The organism is Enterobacter vonholyi, assembly GCF_040834095.1.
Taxonomy (GTDB): Bacteria; Pseudomonadota; Gammaproteobacteria; order Enterobacterales; family Enterobacteriaceae; genus Enterobacter; species Enterobacter vonholyi.
The window spans coordinates 3,835,593-3,855,026 of sequence record NZ_CP162152.1; the positions used below are offsets into that span (position 1 = coordinate 3,835,593).

Consider the following 19,434-nt stretch of genomic DNA (forward strand, 5'->3'; position numbering starts at 1 on the left):
ATGTCTCTCGTTACGCCGTCAATAGACTCACGTCTTGCCGGGATTGCCCCAGGCTTTCGGGCGCTGAGCATTCTGGTTGAAGCTGCGCCAATTACCCACCCGGAGGTGGCGGCTGCCGCGCTGGCGCTGGCCTGCCAGCAGATGCTTAATGATGAGGTGCCCTGGGCTGATGCACACCTTTCAGCCTGGGATGAAGTGTTTAAGGCCTTCGGCGCGAAACCGAAACGCACGCCCTGCTCGGCATCCGCCCTGCGTAAGCGGGTCCTGAAAGATGGTTCGCTGCCGCCGCTGGATCCGGTGGTGGATATCTATAACGCAGTGAGTATTCGCTACGCCATTCCGGTTGGCGGAGAAAATCTCGCGGCTTACTCGGGCGCGCCGCGTCTGACGCTGGCCGAAGGCAGCGAACCATTTGATACCTTCAAAGAGGGACAGCCGGTGGTGGAACATCCGGAACCGGGCGAGGTTATCTGGCGCGACGATACTGGCGTCACCTGCCGCCGCTGGAACTGGCGCCAGGGGATACGGACGCGCCTCGATAGCCAGGCGCAATCCATGTGGTTTATTCTTGAAAGCCTGCCGTCGATGCCGCTTGCGGCGCTGGAAGAGGCGGGAGAGGAGCTGGTCAACAACCTGCAGCGGCTGATGCCGGGGGCCACGGCTCAGGTGCAGATGCTGACGCTGTAAGAGGACAACACGATGTTTTACGGGTTAAGCGCTTTTCCGTTAACGCCCCTGAAAGGGGGGACGTTTGACGAGCAATCCTTCATCAATCTTCTGCGCCCCGTGGTCGACGCTGGCGTGGATTCTCTGGGCATTCTCGGCTCAACGGGAAGCTATGCCTATCTGACCGTAGAAGAGCGGGGTCGGATCGCACGCTGCGCGGTGGCGCATGCTGATGATATTCCGGTCATCGTCAGCATTGGCGCACTCCGGCTGGACGATATACTGCGTCTGGCTGACGACGCGCAGGCGGCAGGTGTCTCCGGCGTGCTGATGGCCCCCGTGTCCTACCAGCGATTAACGGAAGACGAAGTGTTTAATCTCTATGAAACGGTGACCCGCCAGCTCTCCATACCGTTGTGCATTTACGATAATCCGGCCACCACCGGGTTTGCGTTTAGCGATGAATTGTTATTTTCCGTCGCGGCCCTGCCGAATGTGGGATCCATTAAGCTTGGTCGCGTGCCGGAAGACCTGTCGCAGGTACGCGCCCGTCTTCCTGAGACAGTCACGCTGGGCATCGCCGGCGACTGGCGAGCGGCCTCTGCCCTGCAGGCCGGGTTTGACGTCTGGTACTCGGTGCTCGGCGGATTGTTACCGCAAACAGCGCTGGCGATTGCCCGTTCGAAAGAGACTGCCCAATCCGAGCGGTTAGAGCCACTGTGGGAATTGTTCCGTCACTACGGCAGCTTACGGGTTATCGCGGCGGCGGCAGAGATGATGGGAAAAGTGGCTGCACCTGCGTTGCCGTTCCCGTTGCAGGCGGTTCAGGGTGAGCCGCGTGAAGCGCTCGCGAGATTACTTGCCCATCTGGAGCTGGTTTGAAAAATGCCGGGTGGCGCTGCGCTTACCCGGCCTACAACACTTTTATAACGCCTGTTACTCCGGCAACAACCCAACAAAGCTGCGCTTTTTACGCGGCTCCGACATCAGCTCCTCAAGCTTCTCCACGCACGCCAGATAGTGCGGGGTTTGCTTATGCGCCAGCACCGCCTCTTCGTCTTTATAGGCTTCGTAGATAAAGAACCGGGTTTTTACCCTCGGGTCCTGCAATACGTCAAAACGCAGGTTCCCCGGCTCCTGGATTGCGCCCTCGTGGTTGGCGCGAAACACTTCCAGAAACTCGTCTACCCGCTCGGGCTTAATGTTGATCTCTACCAGCGTTACGTTCATTTTGCTTCTCCCTGTTTCTCTTCCTGCCAGAACTGGAACGCATCGCGGGCATTCCAGCTCTCGTGAACCACTTTTTTCACCGCCTTGAGCATGGCGAGCGGCGCGCTGGACTGGAAGATGTTGCGCCCCATGTCCACGCCGGACGCGCCCTGGTCTATCGCGCGCCAGCACATCTCCAGCGCCTCGTGCTCCGGCAGCTTTTTGCCCCCTGCGATAACGATCGGCACCGGGCAGCTGGCGGTCACTTTTTCAAAACCCTCATCCACGTAGTAGGTTTTGACGAACTGCGCCCCCATTTCGGCGGCGATGCGGCTGGCCAGCGAGAAATAGCGCGCGTCGCGCGCCATCTCTTTGCCGACGCCCGTCACCGCCAGCGTCGGCATGCCGTAGCGCGCCCCTGCATCGACAAGCTTGATGATGTTGTTGATCGACTGGTGCTCAAACTCGCTGCCGATGTACACCTGCGCCGCCACCGCGCAGACGTTCAGGCGCAGGGCATCTTCCATCGCCACCGCCACGCACTCGTTGGACAGTTCCCCCAGAATCGAGTTACCGCCGGAGGCGCGCAGCACCACCGGTTTGTTCGTCGCGGCGGGTACCTGGCTCCTGAGGATGCCGCGGGTACACATCAGCACGTCAGTTTCACCAAACAGCGGCGCAATGGAGAGATCGATACGCTCAAGGCCGGTGGTCGGCCCCTGAAAGTAGCCGTGGTCAAAGGCCAGCATCACCGTACGGTTGCTCTGCGGGTTGAAGATGCGTGCCAGGCGGGACTGCATGCCCCAGTCCAGCGAGCCGCAGCCCTTCAGCGTGAACGGCACATTCTGCTGCGGCGTGCCGATGCCAAAATCCTTACCGTCTTTGATGTCGTCTAAATCAGCCATTTGCTCCCCCGTCAGAAATCGTATTTGCTGATGTTCTCTTTGGTGAACACCACCCGCTCCGGCAGCAGCACGATGCCGTTGCCCTTCGCCTCATACTGGTAGCCCTGCACGCTGTTCGGCTCGACCTTCAGCGCCCCGATGTTTTTTACGTCCACGCTGTCGCCGACGTTAAGATCGCCTTTTTTAAGCAAACGATCGGCGACATTGACCGCAATTTTGCCCTGTTGCACCACGTCCCACAGGCCGAAGGCCTTCACCGTGCCGCGCTCAACGTACGGGCGCATCACGTTCGGCGTGCTGAAGCCGACAATCGCCACCCCTTCCCGCTTCAGGTTTTCCGCCGCCTGCGCCGCGGCCGGCAGCGCGTTGGCGTCCGGGGCGATAATCGCATCCAGATCCGGGTAGGCTTTTAAGATCCCTTCGGCGGTTTGCAATGATTTGGTGGCGTCGTTATAGCCAAACTGGGTCGTTACGATCTGCCACTGGGGGTGATCTTTCTCGATTTTGGCCTTCGCCTCTTTCACCCACTGGTTCTGGTCGGTGACGGTGGGGCTTGAGTAGAAGAACGCCACTTTGGCATTCGGTTTGGTGACCTGCTTGCCCGCCATCTCCACCAGCAGGCCGCCCAGCTGTTCCGGCGTCCCCTGGTTGATGTAGATGCTGCGGCACTCCGGCCTGGTGTCGGAATCCCAGGTCAGGACCTTGACGCCGCGCTGCATCGCGCGCTTAAGCGCCGGACACAGCCCGTCCGGCGACACGGCGGAGACGATAATGGCGTTATAGCCCTGGTTGACGAAGTTATTGATGAGCTGCACCTGGCCGGAGACGCTCGGCTCGGTCGGGCCGTCGTAGGTCACGTCCACGCCAAGATCTTTCCCCGCCTCTTTCGCGCCGTTGCCGCCGCTGGTGAAGAAGCCAACGCCCACCAGCTTCGGGATAAAGGCAATGCGGTCCGCCGCCTGCGCCGAAGCGAAGCTGAGGGTCATTGCCAGGACGAGCAGTTTTGTTTTCATCTTACGCTCCGGATAGTTTTCTAAAGAGAGATCGCACCCATTCGCGGTGCAGACTCAGCGAACGTCCCATCACCACCACAACCAGCAGCGCCCCTGACAGCGCGCTCGACACCTGATTGGGGATACCGACCATCTGTAAACCCTGCTGGAGATACCCCACCAGCAGCGCCGCCAGCGCCGTACCGACAACCGAACCTGAACCTCCGTAGATATTGGCTCCGCCGAGCACGGCGGCGGTGAGCGCAGGCATCAGTAAATCGCGCCCCAGATCCGAACGCGCGGAGCCGAAATAGGAGACCATGACCAGCGCGGCAATCGCGGAGGCAACGCCCACCAGGCCGTACAGCGCGTAGGGCATGCCGTTCACCGACAGCGCCGCATAGCGTGCCGCACGCGGATTTTGGCCAATCAGGAACAGATGACGGCCAAAGCGCCCGCGGTGGGTAATGAGCCAGAAGAAGACGGTGATTACCGCGAACAAGACCAATGGGATCGGCAGGCCCAACACCGTGAGGTTAGCGAAGGCGGTAAAGCCGTCCGGGAAGCCGCCGATGCCCTCGTAGCCCGTGGCCCCCGCCATGCCGGAGAGCAGCAGCGCGCCGCCACCGTAGAGGTAGAGCGTGCCGAGGGTGATAACCAAAGGGCTGATGCCGGTGTAGTGGATCAGCGCCGCATTCACCAGCCCGCACAGCAGGCCGAGCAGCAGCGTCAGCGGAACGGCGACCGCCATCGGCCAGCCCGCCTGCATCATCACCCCCAACGCAATCGCGCACAGGCCGATGGTCGAGCCGAGGGAGATGTCGATCCCACCGCTGACGATCACCAGCGTAAGCGGCAGCGCCACAATGCCGATGCAGATGAAGTCGCTGGTGCTGAACAGCAGCATGTTGATATCGAGCATGCGCGGGTTGATGGCGCCAAAGAGCAGGATCTCCAGCACCAGCAAAATCAGCAGCGCGCTTTCCCAGTTAAGCCTCATTTACGCCACCTCTTTTTTACGTTTGGGAAAGGGGGTGACGTGCTTTCCCCCTTTGTTACCCGGCTGGAAACGACCGTACTTCAGCGCCCGCTGATGCCGCGCCAGCGCCTGGCGCAGACGCCCGTCGAGCACCAGCACGCCCAGCAGCACCAGCCCGGCGATAAAGTCGTTCCACCAGGCAGGAAGCCTGAACAGCACCAGCACGGTGTCGATTTGCGTCAGGAAGAACGCACCGAGCAACGCGCCGATCAGCGTGCCCGTGCCGCCCAGCAGTGAAATGCCACCGAGCACGCAGGCGGCGATGGCCTTCATCTCCAGCCCGCTGCCGGTCTGGTTGGGCACAAAGCCAATCTGCGCGGCAAAGACGATCCCGGCGCAGGCCGCCAGCATGCCGTTGAGGGTGAAGGCGATCATACGGGTGCGGTTCACCGCCACGCCCAGCTGGCGCGCGGCGGCAAGGTTATCCCCCACCGCGTAGAAATCACGCCCGAACGCGGTGCGCGACAGCGTCCACGCGCCTGTGGCCGCGATGGTCAACACCACCATGCCAAGGGGCGACACGCCGACAGCGGCAGGCTCAGAGAGGGATTTCAACCCCGGCGGCAGCCCTTCAATCCACTTTCCGCCCGTCCAGAGCAGCATCGCCCCGCGGTACAGCCCCAGCGTGCCGAGGGTCGCGACAATCGCCGGAATGCGCAGCCCCACCACCAGAAAACCGTTGAACGCCCCGGCCAGCGCCCCGATCGACAGTGCGAAGAGAATGGAAACGGGCAGGCTGTAGCCGCCGTTCAGCGCCACGCCGACGGCGATGGCGGACAGCCCGACCGTTGAACCGACGGACACGTCGATATTGCGGGTCAGCATTACCAGCGCCGCGCCGATGGCCAGCAGGATCAGGATCTGCGAGCTGGCGAAGATCATCCCCAGCGTCTGCAGGCTGAAGTAAGAGGGATTCAGCGCCACCAGCACGGCGAACAGCGCCAGAATGGCGAGAAACGCGCTCAGCTCGCGGTTTTTCAGTAAGGTCTTCATGATTGCCCTCCGAACGCCAGCGCCATCATCCTGTCGAGGCTGACGGCGTGGCGCGGCAGTTCGCCGCTGAGCACGCCCTGGTGCATCACCAGCACCCGGTCCGCGAGGCCCGGAAACTCATCGAGATCGCTTGAGATCATCAGCACCGCCACGTTCTGCGCCGCCACGCTTTTGATAAGCTGGTAGATATCGGCGCGCGCCGAGACGTCCACGCCGCGCGTCGGCTCGTCGACGATCAGCAATAACGGGTTGGCTTCCAGACAGCGTGCAAGCAGCACCTTCTGCTGGTTGCCGCCGGAGAGCGTGCGCACGGTTTGATCCGCATGGTTGAGCTTGATCCCCAGCGCTCGGTGATAGCGCTCCACCACCGCGGACTCTCTTTTCCGCTGCTGCCAGAGCGACGGCTCGTTCAGCGCCACGGTGTTCCAGCGGATCGGCGCGTCGAGGAACAGGCCGGACACCTGCCTGTCTTCCGGCAGGTAGACTAGCCCTTTTTCCAGGCGTGAACTTACCGGATCGCCGGCGATCTCCTGATTTTCCAGCCAGATGCGGCCCCCGCGCACCGGCCGCAGGCCATAAAGGGTTTCGGCAAATTCGGTGCGCCCGGATCCGACCAGCCCGGCCAGGCCGACGATCTCCCCGGCGTAGATCTCAAGGCTCAGATCGATAAACCCTTCTCCGGTCAGGTCCTCTACTCGCAGCACCGGAAAATCCTGCGGCTGGGTGCGGCGGTTGCCCGGCAGTGCCAGCCACAGCTTTTGCGTATCGCTCAGGGATTTCTCGCGGCTCACCGGCGTCATGGCGGCGATCAGTGCGCTATCGTCAAACTGCGCGGTTTCGCCGCTCAGCACCACCGCGCCGTCGCGCATCACCGAGACGTGGCTCGACAGCATGCGAATTTCCGGCAGCTTATGGGAGATAAACACGATCCCGACGCCGAGTGCCTGCAGGGCGCGGATCTGGCGGAACAGCCGTTCGGTTTCGCCCGGCGTGAGGGAGGCCGTGGGCTCGTCGAGGATCAGGATCCTGGCGTTGCGCATTAATCCGCGCAGGATCTCCACCATCTGCTGATCCGCCACTTCCAGGGTGCTGGCGGCGGCGTCGAGGTTGAACTTGCACTGCAGTTGCTCAAGCTTCTCCTCCAGCCGCTTTTCCCGATCGCGTTCGCGCGGCAGGCGGAACAGGATGTTTTCCCGCACCGTAAGGTTGGGGAACAGCAGCGGCTCCTGCGGCACCAGGTAAATGCCGAGCCTGTGCGCCTGCACGGGCGTCAGCCGCGCATATGACTGCCCCTCGACGGAAAGTTCACCGCTGTCCGGCGTCTCGACCCCGGCGATGATCTTCATCAGCGTCGATTTTCCCGCGCCGTTTCCGCCCATCAGCGCATGCACCTGGCCCACAAGCAGCGTGAAATCAATGCCTTTCAGAACCGGCACGCCTGAGAACTGCTTGCTGATATTCTTCGCGTCGAGAAGTGAGGTCATCATCGCTCCGCTATTGAACAAATGATTTTTAGATTCAATAATGTTCAAAAGCGTAGACGGTGAACTATATTTACAACCGTGCAGGGATCACAGTTTTATCGATTGAGATTCAGATAAACCAGAAACGATCGAAATGATCCGTTTTGTCGCGTGGCTCACACTTTCCCTCCGCGTCATCACGAACATATGATCTAAATTTTTATAAGAGTTCAACTATGAGCGATAAACGTACTGCGGAAGAAGGACGGTTTGCCGGGCTGGCGCTGGCGGAAGAGGAGCTGGTGGCGCGCGTAGCCTGGTGCTACTACCACGACGGGCTGACCCAGAACGATATCGGCGAGCGGCTCGGGCTGCCGCGTTTGAAGATTTCTCGCCTGCTGGAAAAAGGCCGTCAGTCAGGGGTGATCCGCGTGCAGATTAACTCCCGCTACGAGGGCTGCCTGTCGCTGGAAACCGAGCTACAGCAGCGCTTTGGCCTGAAGCTGGTGCGCGTGATGCCCGCCCTGAATACGCCGCCGATGAACGTGCGGTTAGGCATTGGCGCGGCGCAGTCGCTGATGGGCGTGCTGGAACCCGGCCAGCTGCTGGCGGTGGGGTTCGGTGAAACCACCATGAGCAGCCTGCAGCACCTGAGCGGCTTTATCAGCTCGCAGCAGATCCGCCTCGTGACGCTCTCCGGCGGCGTCGGGCCATATATGACCGGTATCGGCCAGCTGGACGCGGCCTGCAGCGTCAGCATGATCCCCGCCCCGCTTCGCGTGTCATCCGCTGAAGTCGCTGGGATCTTAAAACGCGAAACCAGCGTGCGGGACGTGATCCTCGCCGCTACCGCCGCCGACGTCGCGGTGGTTGGCATTGGTTCGGTGAACCAGCGCCGCGACGCTACGATACTGCGCTCCGGCTATATCAGCGAAGGTGAACAGCTGATGTATGCCCGCAAAGGCGCGGTCGGCGACATTCTCGGCTATTTCCTCAATGCCGAAGGCGAATGCGTTGAGGAGCTGGAGATCCATAAAGAATTACTCGGCGTCTCGCTTGATGAGCTGGCGCAGCTGCCCACCATCGTTGGCGTGGCCGGAGGGGAAGAGAAAGCCGATGCGATTTATGCCGCACTGAAGGGTCGCCGTATCAATGGCCTGGTGACGGAGGAGACGACAGCCCGCGCGGTGCTGGCTCTGGCCAAATGAGAGCCCGCCCTGCGCTAACAGCGAGGCAAGCTCATGAGTTACCTTTTAGCGTTAGATGCAGGGACAGGCAGCGTTCGCGCCGTTATTTTCGATTTACAGGGCAACCAGATTGCCGTCGGTCAGGCCGAGTGGAAGCACCTGAGCGTTGAGAACGTGCCGGGGTCGATGGAGTTCGACCTCGAGACCAACTGGCAGCTGGCCTGCCGGTGCATTCATCAGGCGCTGTCGCGCGCGAATCTGACCGCGGCAGATATTCAGTCCGTCGCCTGCTGTTCAATGCGCGAAGGGATCGTGCTGTATGACCGCAACGGCGAGGCCATCTGGGCCTGCGCCAACGTCGACGCCCGCGCCAGCCGCGAAGTGGCCGAACTCAAAGAGATCCACGATGACCGTTTTGAATCCGAAGTGTATGAGGTATCCGGCCAGACGCTGGCGCTGAGCGCCATGCCGCGCCTGCTGTGGCTGGCGCACCATCGTCCGGATATTTACCGCAACGCCGCGACCATCACCATGATCAGCGACTGGCTGGCGGCGAAGCTCTCCGGCGAGCTGGCGGTCGACCCGTCTAACGCGGGCACCACCGGCATGCTGGATCTGTTTTCCCGCGACTGGCGTCCGGCGCTTCTCGACATGGCCGGGCTGCGCGCCGATATCCTCTCCCCGGTGAAAGAGACCGGTACCGTGCTGGGCGCGATTACCAAAGAGGCCGCGCAGCAGAGCGGCCTGCGCGAAGGCACGCCGGTAGTGATGGGCGGCGGCGACGTACAGCTGGGCTGTCTGGGGCTGGGCGTGGTTCGCGCCGGACAAACGGCGGTGCTGGGCGGTACCTTCTGGCAGCAGGTGGTCAACCTGCCGCAGGTGCGCACCGATCCTGAGATGAACATCCGCGTGAACCCGCACGTCATTCCCGGCATGGCGCAGGCGGAGTCGATCAGCTTCTTTACCGGGCTGACCATGCGCTGGTTCCGCGACGCCTTCTGCGCGGAGGAAAAGCTGATTGCCGAGCGGATGGGGATGGACACCTACTCCCTGCTGGAAGAGATGGCGAGCCGCGTGCCGGCGGGTTCCCACGGGGTGATGCCGATCTTCTCCGACGCGATGCATTTTAAGCAGTGGTACCACGCCGCGCCGTCGTTTATTAACCTCTCCATCGACCCGGAAAAATGCAACAAAGCGACGCTGTTCCGTGCCCTGGAGGAGAATGCGGCGATCGTCTCGGCCTGCAACCTGGCGCAGATTTCGCGCTTCTCCGGCGTAACGTTTGAAAGCCTGGTGTTTGCGGGCGGCGGTTCCAAAGGCGCCCTGTGGAGCCAAATCTTAAGCGACGTCACCGGCCTGCCGGTGCGCGTGCCGGAAGTGAAAGAGGCGACGGCGCTCGGCTGCGCGATTGCGGCAGGTGCTGGCGCGGGGCTGTTTGCCGATATGGCCTCGACGGGCGAACGGCTGGTGAAGTGGAGCCGCGAGTTCACACCGAACCCGCAACACCGGGAGCTGTACGACGGCATGATGCAGAAATGGCAGGCGGTGTACGCCGACCAGCTCGGGCTGGTGGACAGCGGGCTGACGACGTCGATGTGGCAGGCTCCGGGGCTGGTGCGGGCAGCGGCGCCGTAAATAACGCCGGATGGCGCTACGCTTATCTGTCCTGGGGTTTTGTAGCCCCGGTAAGCGCAGCGCCACTGGGGAAGTTCTTTGAGATCTATCACAATCATTCGATCCCGCTTTTACCTTTCCGCTGCCGCTGGCTAAATTAGTAACTCATCCGACCACATAACAATAATTTTACACTGGAAGAGACTATGTGCCGCTACCCGTCGTTATTCGCCCCCCTCGATCTGGGGTTTACCACCCTTAAAAACCGCGTGTTGATGGGCTCGATGCACACCGGGCTGGAGGAGCATCCGGACGGGGCCGAGCGTCTGGCGGCCTTCTATGCCGAACGCGCCCGCCACGGGGTGGCGCTGATTGTCACCGGCGGTGTAGCCCCTGCCCCTTCCGGCGTCGGCATGGAGGGCGGCGCGGTGCTGAACGATGCGTCGCAGCTCCCGCACCACCGCATTGTGACCGACGCGGTGCACAGCGAGGGCGGTAAAATCGCCCTGCAAATCCTGCACACCGGACGCTACAGCTACCAGCCTAACCTGGTCGCACCGTCGGCCATTCAGGCGCCGATCAACCGCTTTAAACCTCACGCCCTCACCCACGACGAGATCCTGGCGCTGATCGACGACTTTGCCCGCTGCGCGGCGCTGGCGCGTGAGGCGGGCTACGACGGCGTGGAGGTAATGGGCTCAGAAGGCTATCTGATTAACGAGTTCCTCGCGGCCCGCACCAACCAGCGCGACGACGAATGGGGCGGCGACTATGCCCGCCGGATGCGCTTTGCTGTAGAAGTCGTGCGCGCCGTGCGCGAACGTGCGGGCGCGGATTTTATTATCATCTTCCGCCTGTCGATGCTCGACCTGGTGGAGGGCGGCGGCACGTTTGACGAAACCGTGCAGCTGGCGCAGGCGATTGAAGCCGCAGGTGCGACGATTATCAACACAGGGATTGGCTGGCACGAGGCGCGCATTCCGACCATCGCCACGCCGGTGCCGCGCGCGGCGTTCAGCTGGGTAACGCGCAGGCTGAAAGGGAAAGTGTCTGTTCCGCTGGTCACCACCAACCGCATTAACGATCCGCAGGTGGCGGACGATGTGATTTCGCGCGGCGATGCCGACATGGTGTCGATGGCGCGCCCGTTCCTGGCCGATGCCGAGCTGCTGTCCAAAGCGCAAAGCGGCCGCGCGGATGAGATCAACACCTGCATCGGCTGTAATCAGGCATGCCTGGATCAGATCTTCGTCGGGAAAGTGACCTCCTGCCTCGTCAACCCGCGCGCCTGCCACGAAACCAAAATGCCGGTGATCCCGGCGACAGCGAAAAAACGCCTGGCGGTTGTCGGCGCAGGGCCTGCGGGCCTGGCGTTTGCGGTCAATGCCGCCTCGCGCGGGCACAGCGTGACGCTGTTTGATGCGCTGGGGGAGATTGGCGGGCAGTTTAATATCGCCAAACAGATCCCCGGCAAAGAGGAGTTCTACGAAACGCTGCGCTACTACCGCCGGATGATCGAGCTGACGGGCGTCGAGCTGCGGCTTAACCAGTTTGTCAGCGCGGCGGATCTGACTGATTTCGATGAGGTGATTCTGGCGAGCGGGATCGTACCGCGCACGCCTGCGATCGAGGGTATCGATCATCCAAAAGTGCTGAGCTATCTCGACGTGCTGCGTGACAAAGTACCGGTTGGCGAGAAGGTGGCGATTATCGGCTGCGGCGGGATCGGCTTTGATACCGCCATGTATTTGAGCCAGCCGGGCGAGGCGACCAGCCAGAACATTGCCGAGTTTTGCGTCGAATGGGGCATTGATACCAGCCTCAGCCAGTCCGGTGGCCTGCGCCCGGAAGGGCCGCAGCTGCCGAAAAGCCCGCGCCAGATCGTGATGCTGCAGCGTAAGGCCAGCAAGCCGGGTGAAGGGCTGGGCAAAACGACCGGCTGGATCCACCGCGCCACCCTGCTCTCACGCGGGGTGAAGATGATCCCGGCTGTCAGCTACCACAAGATCGACGACGAGGGGCTGCACGTCACGATCGGCGGCGAGCCGCAGCTGCTGCGCGTGGATCATGTCATTTTGTGCGCCGGGCAGGAGCCAAAGCGCGATCTGGCCGATCCGCTGCGCGAGGCCGGTAAAACAGTGCATCTGATTGGCGGGTGCGACGTGGCGATGGAGCTGGACGCGCGGCGCGCGATTGCGCAGGGGACGAAATTAGCTCTGGCGATCTAGGGCATTGCCCGGTGGCGCTGCGCTTACCGGGCCTACAAAACCGTAGGCCTGTGCAAGCGAAGCGCCGCCAGGCAAAACAATCTTAACGACGACGTCCCAGCTTCACCGACTTCAGCACCACGAACTTATTGTTCGTCGCAATGGTGACGCAGTTGCCGAAAATCTTCTTCAGCTTGTGGAAGTAATCCAGGTGGCGGTTGGCCACGATGTACAGCTCGCCGTTAATCTTCAGGCAGCGGCGCGCGTGGTGGAACATCTCCCACGCGACGTTATCCGTCAGGGCGTGCTTCTGGTGGAACGGCGGGTTGCAGAACACGGCGTTAAAGCGGAACGGCTCTACGCCGGACAGCGCGTTGTTGATCATAAACTCGCAGCGGTCCAGCGCGTCCGGCATGTTGGTTTCCACGTTCAGACGGCTGGAGGCCACCGCCATCGGCGATTCGTCGCTGAACACCACGCTGGCGTCCGGGTTCTTCGCCAGCAGCGTCAGGCCAATCACGCCGTTGCCGCAGCCCAGGTCGACAATCTCTCCTTCCAGATTTTCCGGCAGATGTTCCATAAAGAAGCGCGCGCCGATATCCAGACCGGTGCGGGAGAAGACGTTCGCGTGGTTGTGGATGGTCCAGTCGGTCCCTTCCAGCTTCCAGCTCAGGGTCTCTGGCGCGTCGGCCAGCTCCGGCGCGCTGAAGGTGCAGTTGATCAGGCGCGCTTTTTTCCACGCCAGCGTGGTGGTGGTTGGGCCGAGGACCTTCTCGAACAGCTCCAGCGTCGAGGTGTGAATATCGCGCGCTTTGGCACCCGCGATGATACGGGTTTCTGGCGTCACGACCTTACGCAGCGCGCGAAGCTGTTGCTCCAGCAGCGCCATAGTTTTTGGCACTTTGATCAGCACCACGCCCGGCGCCTGCGGGTAGTCCGCGGTGCTGTCGAGGAACTTCACGCTGGACTCGTCGATGTCGTTATGGCGCAGGTTTTCACGCGTCGCCAGCTCGCTTAAGTAGGAATCGCCGATGCTGTACGGCGTGTGCTCCGCCAGGGCGCAGCCCAGCGCGCCGAAGGCGTCATTCAGGATCAAAACCGGGCCGCGGATTTCAGTCTCATCCAACTGTTGCAGCAGATATTCATCCGCCGCTTCCCACGCCTGAAGCGGGTTAACGTCGTCCGTTTCCGGGAAACGTTTAAGGTTGAGTGAACGGAAACCGTTGTCTAAGTGGCTCATCGGCCCTCCTGAATGGTAAAATTTGGCGTATCCCTGAAAAGGGTGCGTGAGTATACCCGTTTTCGCATTAATTTGGGCTTTTGATGAACCAACTTACTTATCTCCAGGGCTATCCGGAGCATTTACTGACTCAGGTTCGCAGCCTGATTGCCGAGCAGAAGCTCGGCGCGGTGCTGGAAAAACGCTACCCCGGCACCCACGATTTCGCGACCGATAAGGCCCTCTGGCAGTATACGCAGGATCTGAAAAGCCGGTATCTGAAGAGCGCGCCGCCGATCAACAAGGTGATGTACGACAACAAGATCCACGTGCTGAAAAACGCGCTCGGCCTGCACACCGCCGTCTCCCGCGTTCAGGGCGGCAAGCTGAAGGCCAAGGCGGAGATCCGCGTCGCGACGGTTTTCCGTAACGCGCCGGAAGCCTTTCTGCGGATGATCGTGGTGCACGAGCTGGCGCACCTGAAAGAGAAAGAGCACGACAAAGCGTTCTATTCCCTGTGCTGCCACATGGAGCCGCAGTACCACCAGTTGGAGTTTGATACCCGTCTGTGGCTTACGCATTTATCGTTAAAAGGTAATGCGGAATAGCGCACGCGAATTGTCATGATGACGTGCTACAGTGGCTAAAGGTTCCCCGCTACGGAGTACGTAAACGTTTATGATACGTTTCGCAGTCATTGGTACGAACTGGATCACGCGCCAGTTCGTCGACGCCGCCCACGAAACCGGCAAACTGAAACTTACCGCAGTCTATTCCCGCAGCCTTGAGCAGGCGCAGAGTTTTGCCAACGATTACCTCGTTGAGCATCTCTTCACCTCGCTTGATGAGATGGCGCAAAGCGATGCCATTGACGCGGTCTATATCGCCAGCCCGAACTCCCTGCACTTTCCGCAAACGAAGCTGTTCCTCAGCCATAAAAAGCATGTGATTTGCGAGAAGCCGCTGGCATCAAATATTGAGGAAGTGGAGGCGGCCATTGCGCTTGCCCGCGAAAACCAGGTGGTTCTTTTCGAAGCGTTCAAAACCGCCAGCCTGCCGAATTTCCTGCTGCTGCAGCAGTCCCTGCCGAAAATCGGCAAGATACGCAAAGCCTTTATTAACTACTGCCAGTACTCGTCGCGCTACCAGCGCTATCTGGACGGCGAGAACCCGAACACCTTTAACCCGGCGTTCTCGAACGGCTCGATAATGGATATCGGATTTTACTGCCTGGCCTCTGCAGTGGCCCTGTTGGGCGAACCGCACGGCGTCACGGCTACCGCCAGCCTGCTGGAGAGCGGCGTGGATGCGCACGGTGTCGCGGTGCTGGACTACGGGGATTTCAGCGTCACGCTGCAGCACTCCAAGGTGAGCGACTCTGTCCTGCCGAGCGAAATTCAGGGCGAAGCGGGCTCGCTGGTCATCGAGAAAATCTCCGAGTGCCAGAAGGTGAGCTTCGTGCCGCGCGGCGGCAAAGCCCAGGAGCTGACGCAGCCTCAGCATATTAACACTATGCTCTATGAGGCAGAGGTCTTCGCCCGTCTGGTGGAAGACAACGAAGTGAATCACCCAGGCCTTGCGGTGAGCCGCACCACGGCGAAGCTGCAAACGGAGATCCGCCGCCAGACCGGCGTGGTATTCCCTGCAGACGGCGTGAGTGCGGAAGTTATCGCGTAAAGCTGTGTAATGAAACGGCGCAGACCATTGACGAAACCAATGGTCTGACATATTTTGTTACCTGCAAAGGGGAGTAACTTCTTCGTCGGTGGATCGTCATTACGATGCGTGCAATTCCGCATCCGGTCGCCGGGCAACCTTCGTGGTTGTAAGTGAGACCTTGCCGGAAGGCGAGGTCTATGCATAAAAAGCTAACGGCTATCGTCTTCTGACTATGGCCGTTTTTGTTTTTTATGTGTAAGGAAAATAGTATGCATTCTGTCGGCACTCCCATGTTGTGGGGCGGATTCGCGGTTGTCGTGCTCATCATGCTGGCGATCGACCTCTTTTTGCAGGGACGTCGCGGCGCGCACGGCATGACCATGAAACAGGCCGCCGCCTGGTCGCTGGTGTGGGTCACCCTCTCTCTGCTCTTCTGCGCTGCCTTCTGGTGGTACCTGGCCTCGACTGAAGGCCGCGCGGTGGCTGACCCTCAGGCGCTCGCCTTCCTCACCGGCTATCTGATTGAAAAAGCCCTGGCGGTCGATAACGTCTTCGTCTGGCTGATGCTGTTCAGCTACTTCGCCGTGCCTGCTGCCCTGCAGCGTCGCGTGCTGGTGTACGGCGTGCTGGGCGCGATTATCCTGCGTACCATCATGATCTTCGCTGGCAGCTGGCTGATTACCCAGTTCGAATGGCTGCTGTACGTCTTCGGCGCGTTCCTGCTGTTCACCGGGGTCAAAATGGCGCTGGCGAAAGAGGACGGCTCTGCGATTGGCGATCGCCCGCTGGTGAAGTGGATCCGCGGCCATCTGCGCATGACCGACAAGATCGAGAGCGAGCACTTCTTCGTGCGCAAGAACGGCCTGCTGTTTGCCACCCCGCTGCTGCTGGTGCTGATTCTGGTTGAGCTGAGCGACGTGATTTTCGCCGTGGACAGCATTCCGGCGATCTTCGCGGTAACCACCGACCCGTTCATCGTCCTGACCTCTAACCTTTTCGCCATTCTCGGCCTGCGTGCCATGTATTTCCTGCTGGCAGGCGCGGCGGAGCGTTTCTCCATGCTGAAGTACGGCCTGTCGGTGATTCTGGTGTTTATCGGTATCAAAATGCTAATCGTCGATTTCTACCATATCCCGATCGCTATTTCGCTCGGCGTGGTATTTGGCATTCTGATCGTGACGCTAATTATCAATACCTGGGTTAACCGCCAGCACGATAAGAAGCAGCAGGTGGAGTAATCCCCTCACCCCGGCCCTCTCCCACAGGGAGAGGGTGAACACACTTTTGTAACGCAGTAGTTAAAAAATATGATGCAACACGTAAAATCCAGCATTTTACGCTTCCCTCCTTTGGCACATTCCCTATACTCGACCAGGCAAACATTTACTTACATCCGGACATAAATGTGACTAAGAGCACATCCGGGATGGAACGCAATTTCACTCAGGAAATATGTATGAGCATACAATCAAGCGGTCTGTTCGCGCGCCTGGCGCAGGGCAGCCTCGTTAAACAAATTCTGGTCGGGCTGGTGCTGGGTATTCTGCTGGCGATGGTGTCAAAACCTGCCGCGGAAGCCACGGGGCTGCTCGGGACGCTGTTCGTAGGTGCACTGAAAGCCGTCGCGCCGGTACTGGTTCTGATGCTGGTCATGGCGTCAATTGCCAACCACCAGCACGGACAAAAAACCAACATTCGCCCCATTCTGTTCCTTTATCTGCTGGGAACCTTCTCGGCTGCCTTAACGGCCGTGGTGTTTAGCTTCCTGTTCCCGTCCACGCTGCACCTGACCAGCGCGGCCGGTGATATCACGCCGCCGTCCGGCATTGTCGAAGTCCTGCGGGGCCTGCTGATGAGCATGGTCTCTAACCCCATCACCGCGCTGATGAGCGGAAACTACATTGGCATCCTGGTCTGGGCGATTGGTCTGGGCTTCGCGCTGCGCCACGGCAACGAGACCACGAAAAACCTGGTCAACGATTTGTCCAACGCCGTGACCTTTATGGTGAAGCTGGTGATTCGCTTTGCGCCAGTCGGTATTTTCGGGCTGGTCTCCTCCACGCTGGCAACTACCGGTTTTGACGCACTGTGGGGTTACGCGCAGCTGCTGGTTGTGCTGGTCGGCTGTATGCTGCTGGTGGCGCTGGTGATCAACCCGCTGCTGGTGTTCTGGCAGATCCGCCGCAACCCGTATCCGCTCGTGCTGACCTGCCTGCGCGAAAGCGGCGTAACCGCCTTCTTCACCCGCAGCTCGGCGGCGAACATTCCGGTTAACATGGCGCTGGCGGAGAAGCTGAACCTGGACCGCGACACCTATTCCGTTTCGATCCCGCTGGGTGCAACCGTGAATATGGCGGGTGCGGCAATCACCATTACTGTGCTGACCCTGGCGGCGGTGCATACGCTGGGCATTCCAGTGGATCTGCCAACCGCGCTGCTGTTGAGCGTCGTGGCGTCGCTGTGTGCCTGTGGCGCATCGGGCGTGGCGGGAGGTTCCCTGCTGCTGATCCCGCTGGCGTGTAATATGTTCGGTATCCCGAACGAAATCGCCATGCAGGTGGTAGCCGTCGGCTTTATCATCGGCGTGCTGCAGGACTCCTGCGAAACCGCGCTGAACTCCTCTACCGACGTGCTGTTTACCGCAGCGGCCTGTCAGGCGGAAGACGCGCGTTTAGCGAAGAACGCCCTGCGAGGTTAACAGCAAAACGGCAACCCTGAGGTTGCCGTTTTTAGTGTTTGTACCCTCTCCCTGTGGGAGAGGGTCAGGGTGAGGGCACCAGCCCGCTCCCTATTTAAAGCGTCACACCACTCTTAAAGATCGCCAGCTCGCGGAAGTCGTTCTTCTCGTTACAGGTTTGCCTGCCGTTGGCAAATTCCACAATCGCGTCCACGAATTCCGTCAGCAGCTGCGGCATCGCCTTGCCGTGGATCAGCTGGCCCGCGTCAAAGTCGATCCAGTGCTTTTTTTTCGCCGCCAGCTCGCTGTTGGTGGCTATTTTCACCGTCGGTACAAAACCGCCGTACGGCGTACCGCGACCGGTGCTGAACAGCACCATATGGCAGCCGGCGCCCGCCAGCGCGCTGGTGGCAACCGCATCGTTCCCTGGCGCGCTCAGCAGGTTCAGACCGTGCGTTTTCAGGCGCTCGCCGTAGCGCAGAACGTCCACCACCTGGCTGGCGCCCGCTTTCTGGGTGCAGCCAAGGGATTTCTCTTCCAGCGTGGTGATCCCGCCCGCTTTGTTGCCCGGAGACGGGTTCTCGTAAATGGGCTGATTGTGGGCGATGAAATACTGTTTGAAGTCGTTCACCATGGTAACGGTCTTCTCAAACGTCTCTTCGTCGCGGCAGTGGCTCATCAGAATACGTTCCGCACCGAACATCTCCGGCACTTCGGTCAGCACCGTGGTGCCGCCGTTGGCAATGACGTAATCCGAGAAGCGACCCAGCATCGGGTTGGCGGTGATGCCGGACAGACCGTCAGACCCGCCGCACTCCAGACCAAACTTCAGCTCGCTCAGCTTGCCCGGCTCGCGCTTGTCGTGGCGCATCACGTTATACAGCTGATGAAGGTGCTCAACGCCCGCTTCCACTTCGTCGTCCTGATGCTGGCACACCATGAAGTGCACGCGCTCAGGGGCAAACTCACCGAGCGTCTCGCGGAAGACGTCCACCTGATTGTTCTCGCAGCCCAGGCCGATCACCAGCACCGCACCCGCATTCGGGTGGCGCACCATGTTTTGCAGCATGGTGCGGGTATTGATGTGGTCGTCACCCAGCTGGGAGCAGCCGTAGGTGTGGCTGAACAGATGTACCCCGTTAGTGCCTTCGGCACTGTTGGTCTCTTTCAGAAAACGCGTCTGGATCTGCCGCGCGATGCCGTTGACGCAGCCGACGGTCGGGAGGATCCACAGCTCGTTGCGGATCCCCACCTCACCGTTAGCGCGACGGTAGATCTGTACTTCACGATCTGCCGCCTGACGCTCTTCAGCGGGTAAATCAGGTTGATAGCTGTACTCGTCCAGATCGCTCAGATTGGTGCGGGTATTGTGAGAATGAATATGTTCACCCGGCTCGATACCCGCTAACGCATGCCCAATCGGAAGACCGTACTTAATGATGTTGTCCCCTTTGGCGAGAGGCTTCACGGCAAACTTGTGTCCGCGAGCAATCGCCTGACGCAGGGTGACGCTCTGGTTATCAACGGTCACCACGTCGCCTTCATCGAGATCCGTCAGCGCGACGGCCACGTTATCCAGCGAATGGATTTTGATGTATTGCATA

Annotated in this window: 17 protein-coding genes; 9 read left to right on the plus strand and 8 right to left on the minus strand. The window is 60.5% G+C overall.

Features of this window, described 5'->3' with window-relative positions:
• Together AB3N39_RS17950 and AB3N39_RS17955 are read left to right on the plus strand one after the other, a co-directional pair.
• The gene (locus AB3N39_RS17950; RefSeq protein ID WP_367896928.1) at positions 1-687 is read left to right on the plus strand and encodes a B3/4 domain-containing protein; all 687 of its coding nucleotides are present in this window, start codon (positions 1-3) and stop codon (positions 685-687) included.
• Positions 688-699: 12 nt separating this feature from the next.
• The gene (locus tag AB3N39_RS17955) at positions 700-1,548 is read left to right on the plus strand and encodes a dihydrodipicolinate synthase family protein (protein WP_367896929.1); all 849 of its coding nucleotides are present in this window, start codon (positions 700-702) and stop codon (positions 1,546-1,548) included.
• A 54-nt stretch (positions 1,549-1,602) separates the two neighbouring features.
• Here the strand turns inward: AB3N39_RS17955 and lsrG are convergent, their stop codons facing one another.
• From lsrG to lsrA, 6 genes are read right to left on the minus strand one after another with little or no spacing between them, the layout of a single operon-like run.
• The gene (lsrG, locus tag AB3N39_RS17960) at positions 1,603-1,896 is read right to left on the minus strand and encodes a (4S)-4-hydroxy-5-phosphonooxypentane-2,3-dione isomerase (protein WP_111964924.1); all 294 of its coding nucleotides are present in this window, start codon (positions 1,894-1,896) and stop codon (positions 1,603-1,605) included.
• Positions 1,893-2,780, minus strand: coding sequence for a 3-hydroxy-5-phosphonooxypentane-2,4-dione thiolase (lsrF, locus tag AB3N39_RS17965; RefSeq protein WP_044597613.1), 888 nt, complete (start codon positions 2,778-2,780; stop codon positions 1,893-1,895). The genes lsrG and lsrF overlap by 4 nt, the downstream gene beginning before the upstream one ends.
• Before the next feature lie 11 nt (positions 2,781-2,791).
• Positions 2,792-3,793, minus strand: coding sequence for an autoinducer 2 ABC transporter substrate-binding protein LsrB (gene lsrB, locus AB3N39_RS17970; RefSeq protein WP_367896930.1), 1,002 nt, complete (start codon positions 3,791-3,793; stop codon positions 2,792-2,794).
• A 1-nt stretch (position 3,794) separates the two neighbouring features.
• The gene (lsrD, locus tag AB3N39_RS17975) at positions 3,795-4,772 is read right to left on the minus strand and encodes an autoinducer 2 ABC transporter permease LsrD (protein ID WP_133295170.1); all 978 of its coding nucleotides are present in this window, start codon (positions 4,770-4,772) and stop codon (positions 3,795-3,797) included.
• The gene (gene lsrC / locus AB3N39_RS17980) at positions 4,773-5,804 is read right to left on the minus strand and encodes an autoinducer 2 ABC transporter permease LsrC (RefSeq protein ID WP_367896931.1); all 1,032 of its coding nucleotides are present in this window, start codon (positions 5,802-5,804) and stop codon (positions 4,773-4,775) included. It abuts the gene before it with no gap.
• Complete coding sequence (lsrA, locus tag AB3N39_RS17985; protein WP_367897315.1) at positions 5,801-7,288, minus strand: autoinducer 2 ABC transporter ATP-binding protein LsrA; 1,488 nt, start codon at positions 7,286-7,288, stop codon at positions 5,801-5,803. Before lsrA ends, lsrC begins: the two co-directional genes overlap by 4 nt.
• Positions 7,289-7,503: 215 nt before the next feature.
• Here lsrA and lsrR point away from each other — a divergent pair, with 215 nt between their 5' ends.
• From lsrR to AB3N39_RS18000, 3 genes are all read left to right on the plus strand, one after another.
• Entirely contained in the window at positions 7,504-8,475 is a 972-nt protein-coding gene (gene lsrR / locus AB3N39_RS17990; RefSeq protein WP_008503156.1) for a transcriptional regulator LsrR, read from the plus strand.
• Positions 8,476-8,508: 33 nt separating this feature from the next.
• On the plus strand, positions 8,509-10,089 hold the full coding sequence (gene lsrK, locus AB3N39_RS17995; RefSeq protein ID WP_248174992.1) for an autoinducer-2 kinase: 1,581 nt from the start codon (positions 8,509-8,511) through the stop codon (positions 10,087-10,089).
• A gap of 185 nt (positions 10,090-10,274) precedes the next feature.
• Entirely contained in the window at positions 10,275-12,296 is a 2,022-nt protein-coding gene (locus AB3N39_RS18000) for an FAD-dependent oxidoreductase (protein WP_367896932.1), read from the plus strand.
• Between the two features lie 82 nt (positions 12,297-12,378).
• On the opposite strand, the gene rlmG is transcribed toward AB3N39_RS18000, so the two are convergent.
• Positions 12,379-13,515 (minus strand): 23S rRNA (guanine(1835)-N(2))-methyltransferase RlmG, encoded by a 1,137-nt coding sequence (gene rlmG, locus AB3N39_RS18005; protein ID WP_133295174.1) that lies wholly within the window; start codon positions 13,513-13,515, stop codon positions 12,379-12,381.
• Between the two features lie 83 nt (positions 13,516-13,598).
• Here rlmG and AB3N39_RS18010 point away from each other — a divergent pair, with 83 nt between their 5' ends.
• The 4 genes from AB3N39_RS18010 (at position 13,599) to sstT (ending at position 17,851) form a co-directional block, all read left to right on the plus strand.
• A complete protein-coding gene (locus AB3N39_RS18010; protein ID WP_048225025.1) occupies positions 13,599-14,102 on the plus strand; it encodes a YgjP-like metallopeptidase domain-containing protein in 504 nt (167 codons plus the stop codon).
• Positions 14,103-14,172: 70 nt separating this feature from the next.
• Positions 14,173-15,171 (plus strand): Gfo/Idh/MocA family protein, encoded by a 999-nt coding sequence (locus AB3N39_RS18015; protein WP_367896933.1) that lies wholly within the window; start codon positions 14,173-14,175, stop codon positions 15,169-15,171.
• A 251-nt stretch (positions 15,172-15,422) separates the two neighbouring features.
• Entirely contained in the window at positions 15,423-16,391 is a 969-nt protein-coding gene (locus AB3N39_RS18020; protein ID WP_023309283.1) for a TerC family protein, read from the plus strand.
• Positions 16,392-16,609: 218 nt separating this feature from the next.
• On the plus strand, positions 16,610-17,851 hold the full coding sequence (gene sstT / locus AB3N39_RS18025) for a serine/threonine transporter SstT (protein ID WP_115876320.1): 1,242 nt from the start codon (positions 16,610-16,612) through the stop codon (positions 17,849-17,851).
• A 94-nt stretch (positions 17,852-17,945) separates the two neighbouring features.
• On the opposite strand, the gene AB3N39_RS18030 is transcribed toward sstT, so the two are convergent.
• Positions 17,946-19,433: a UxaA family hydrolase gene (locus AB3N39_RS18030; protein WP_367896934.1), complete on the minus strand. Its 1,488-nt coding sequence runs from the start codon at positions 19,431-19,433 to the stop codon at positions 17,946-17,948.
• Position 19,434 lies beyond the last annotated feature (1 nt).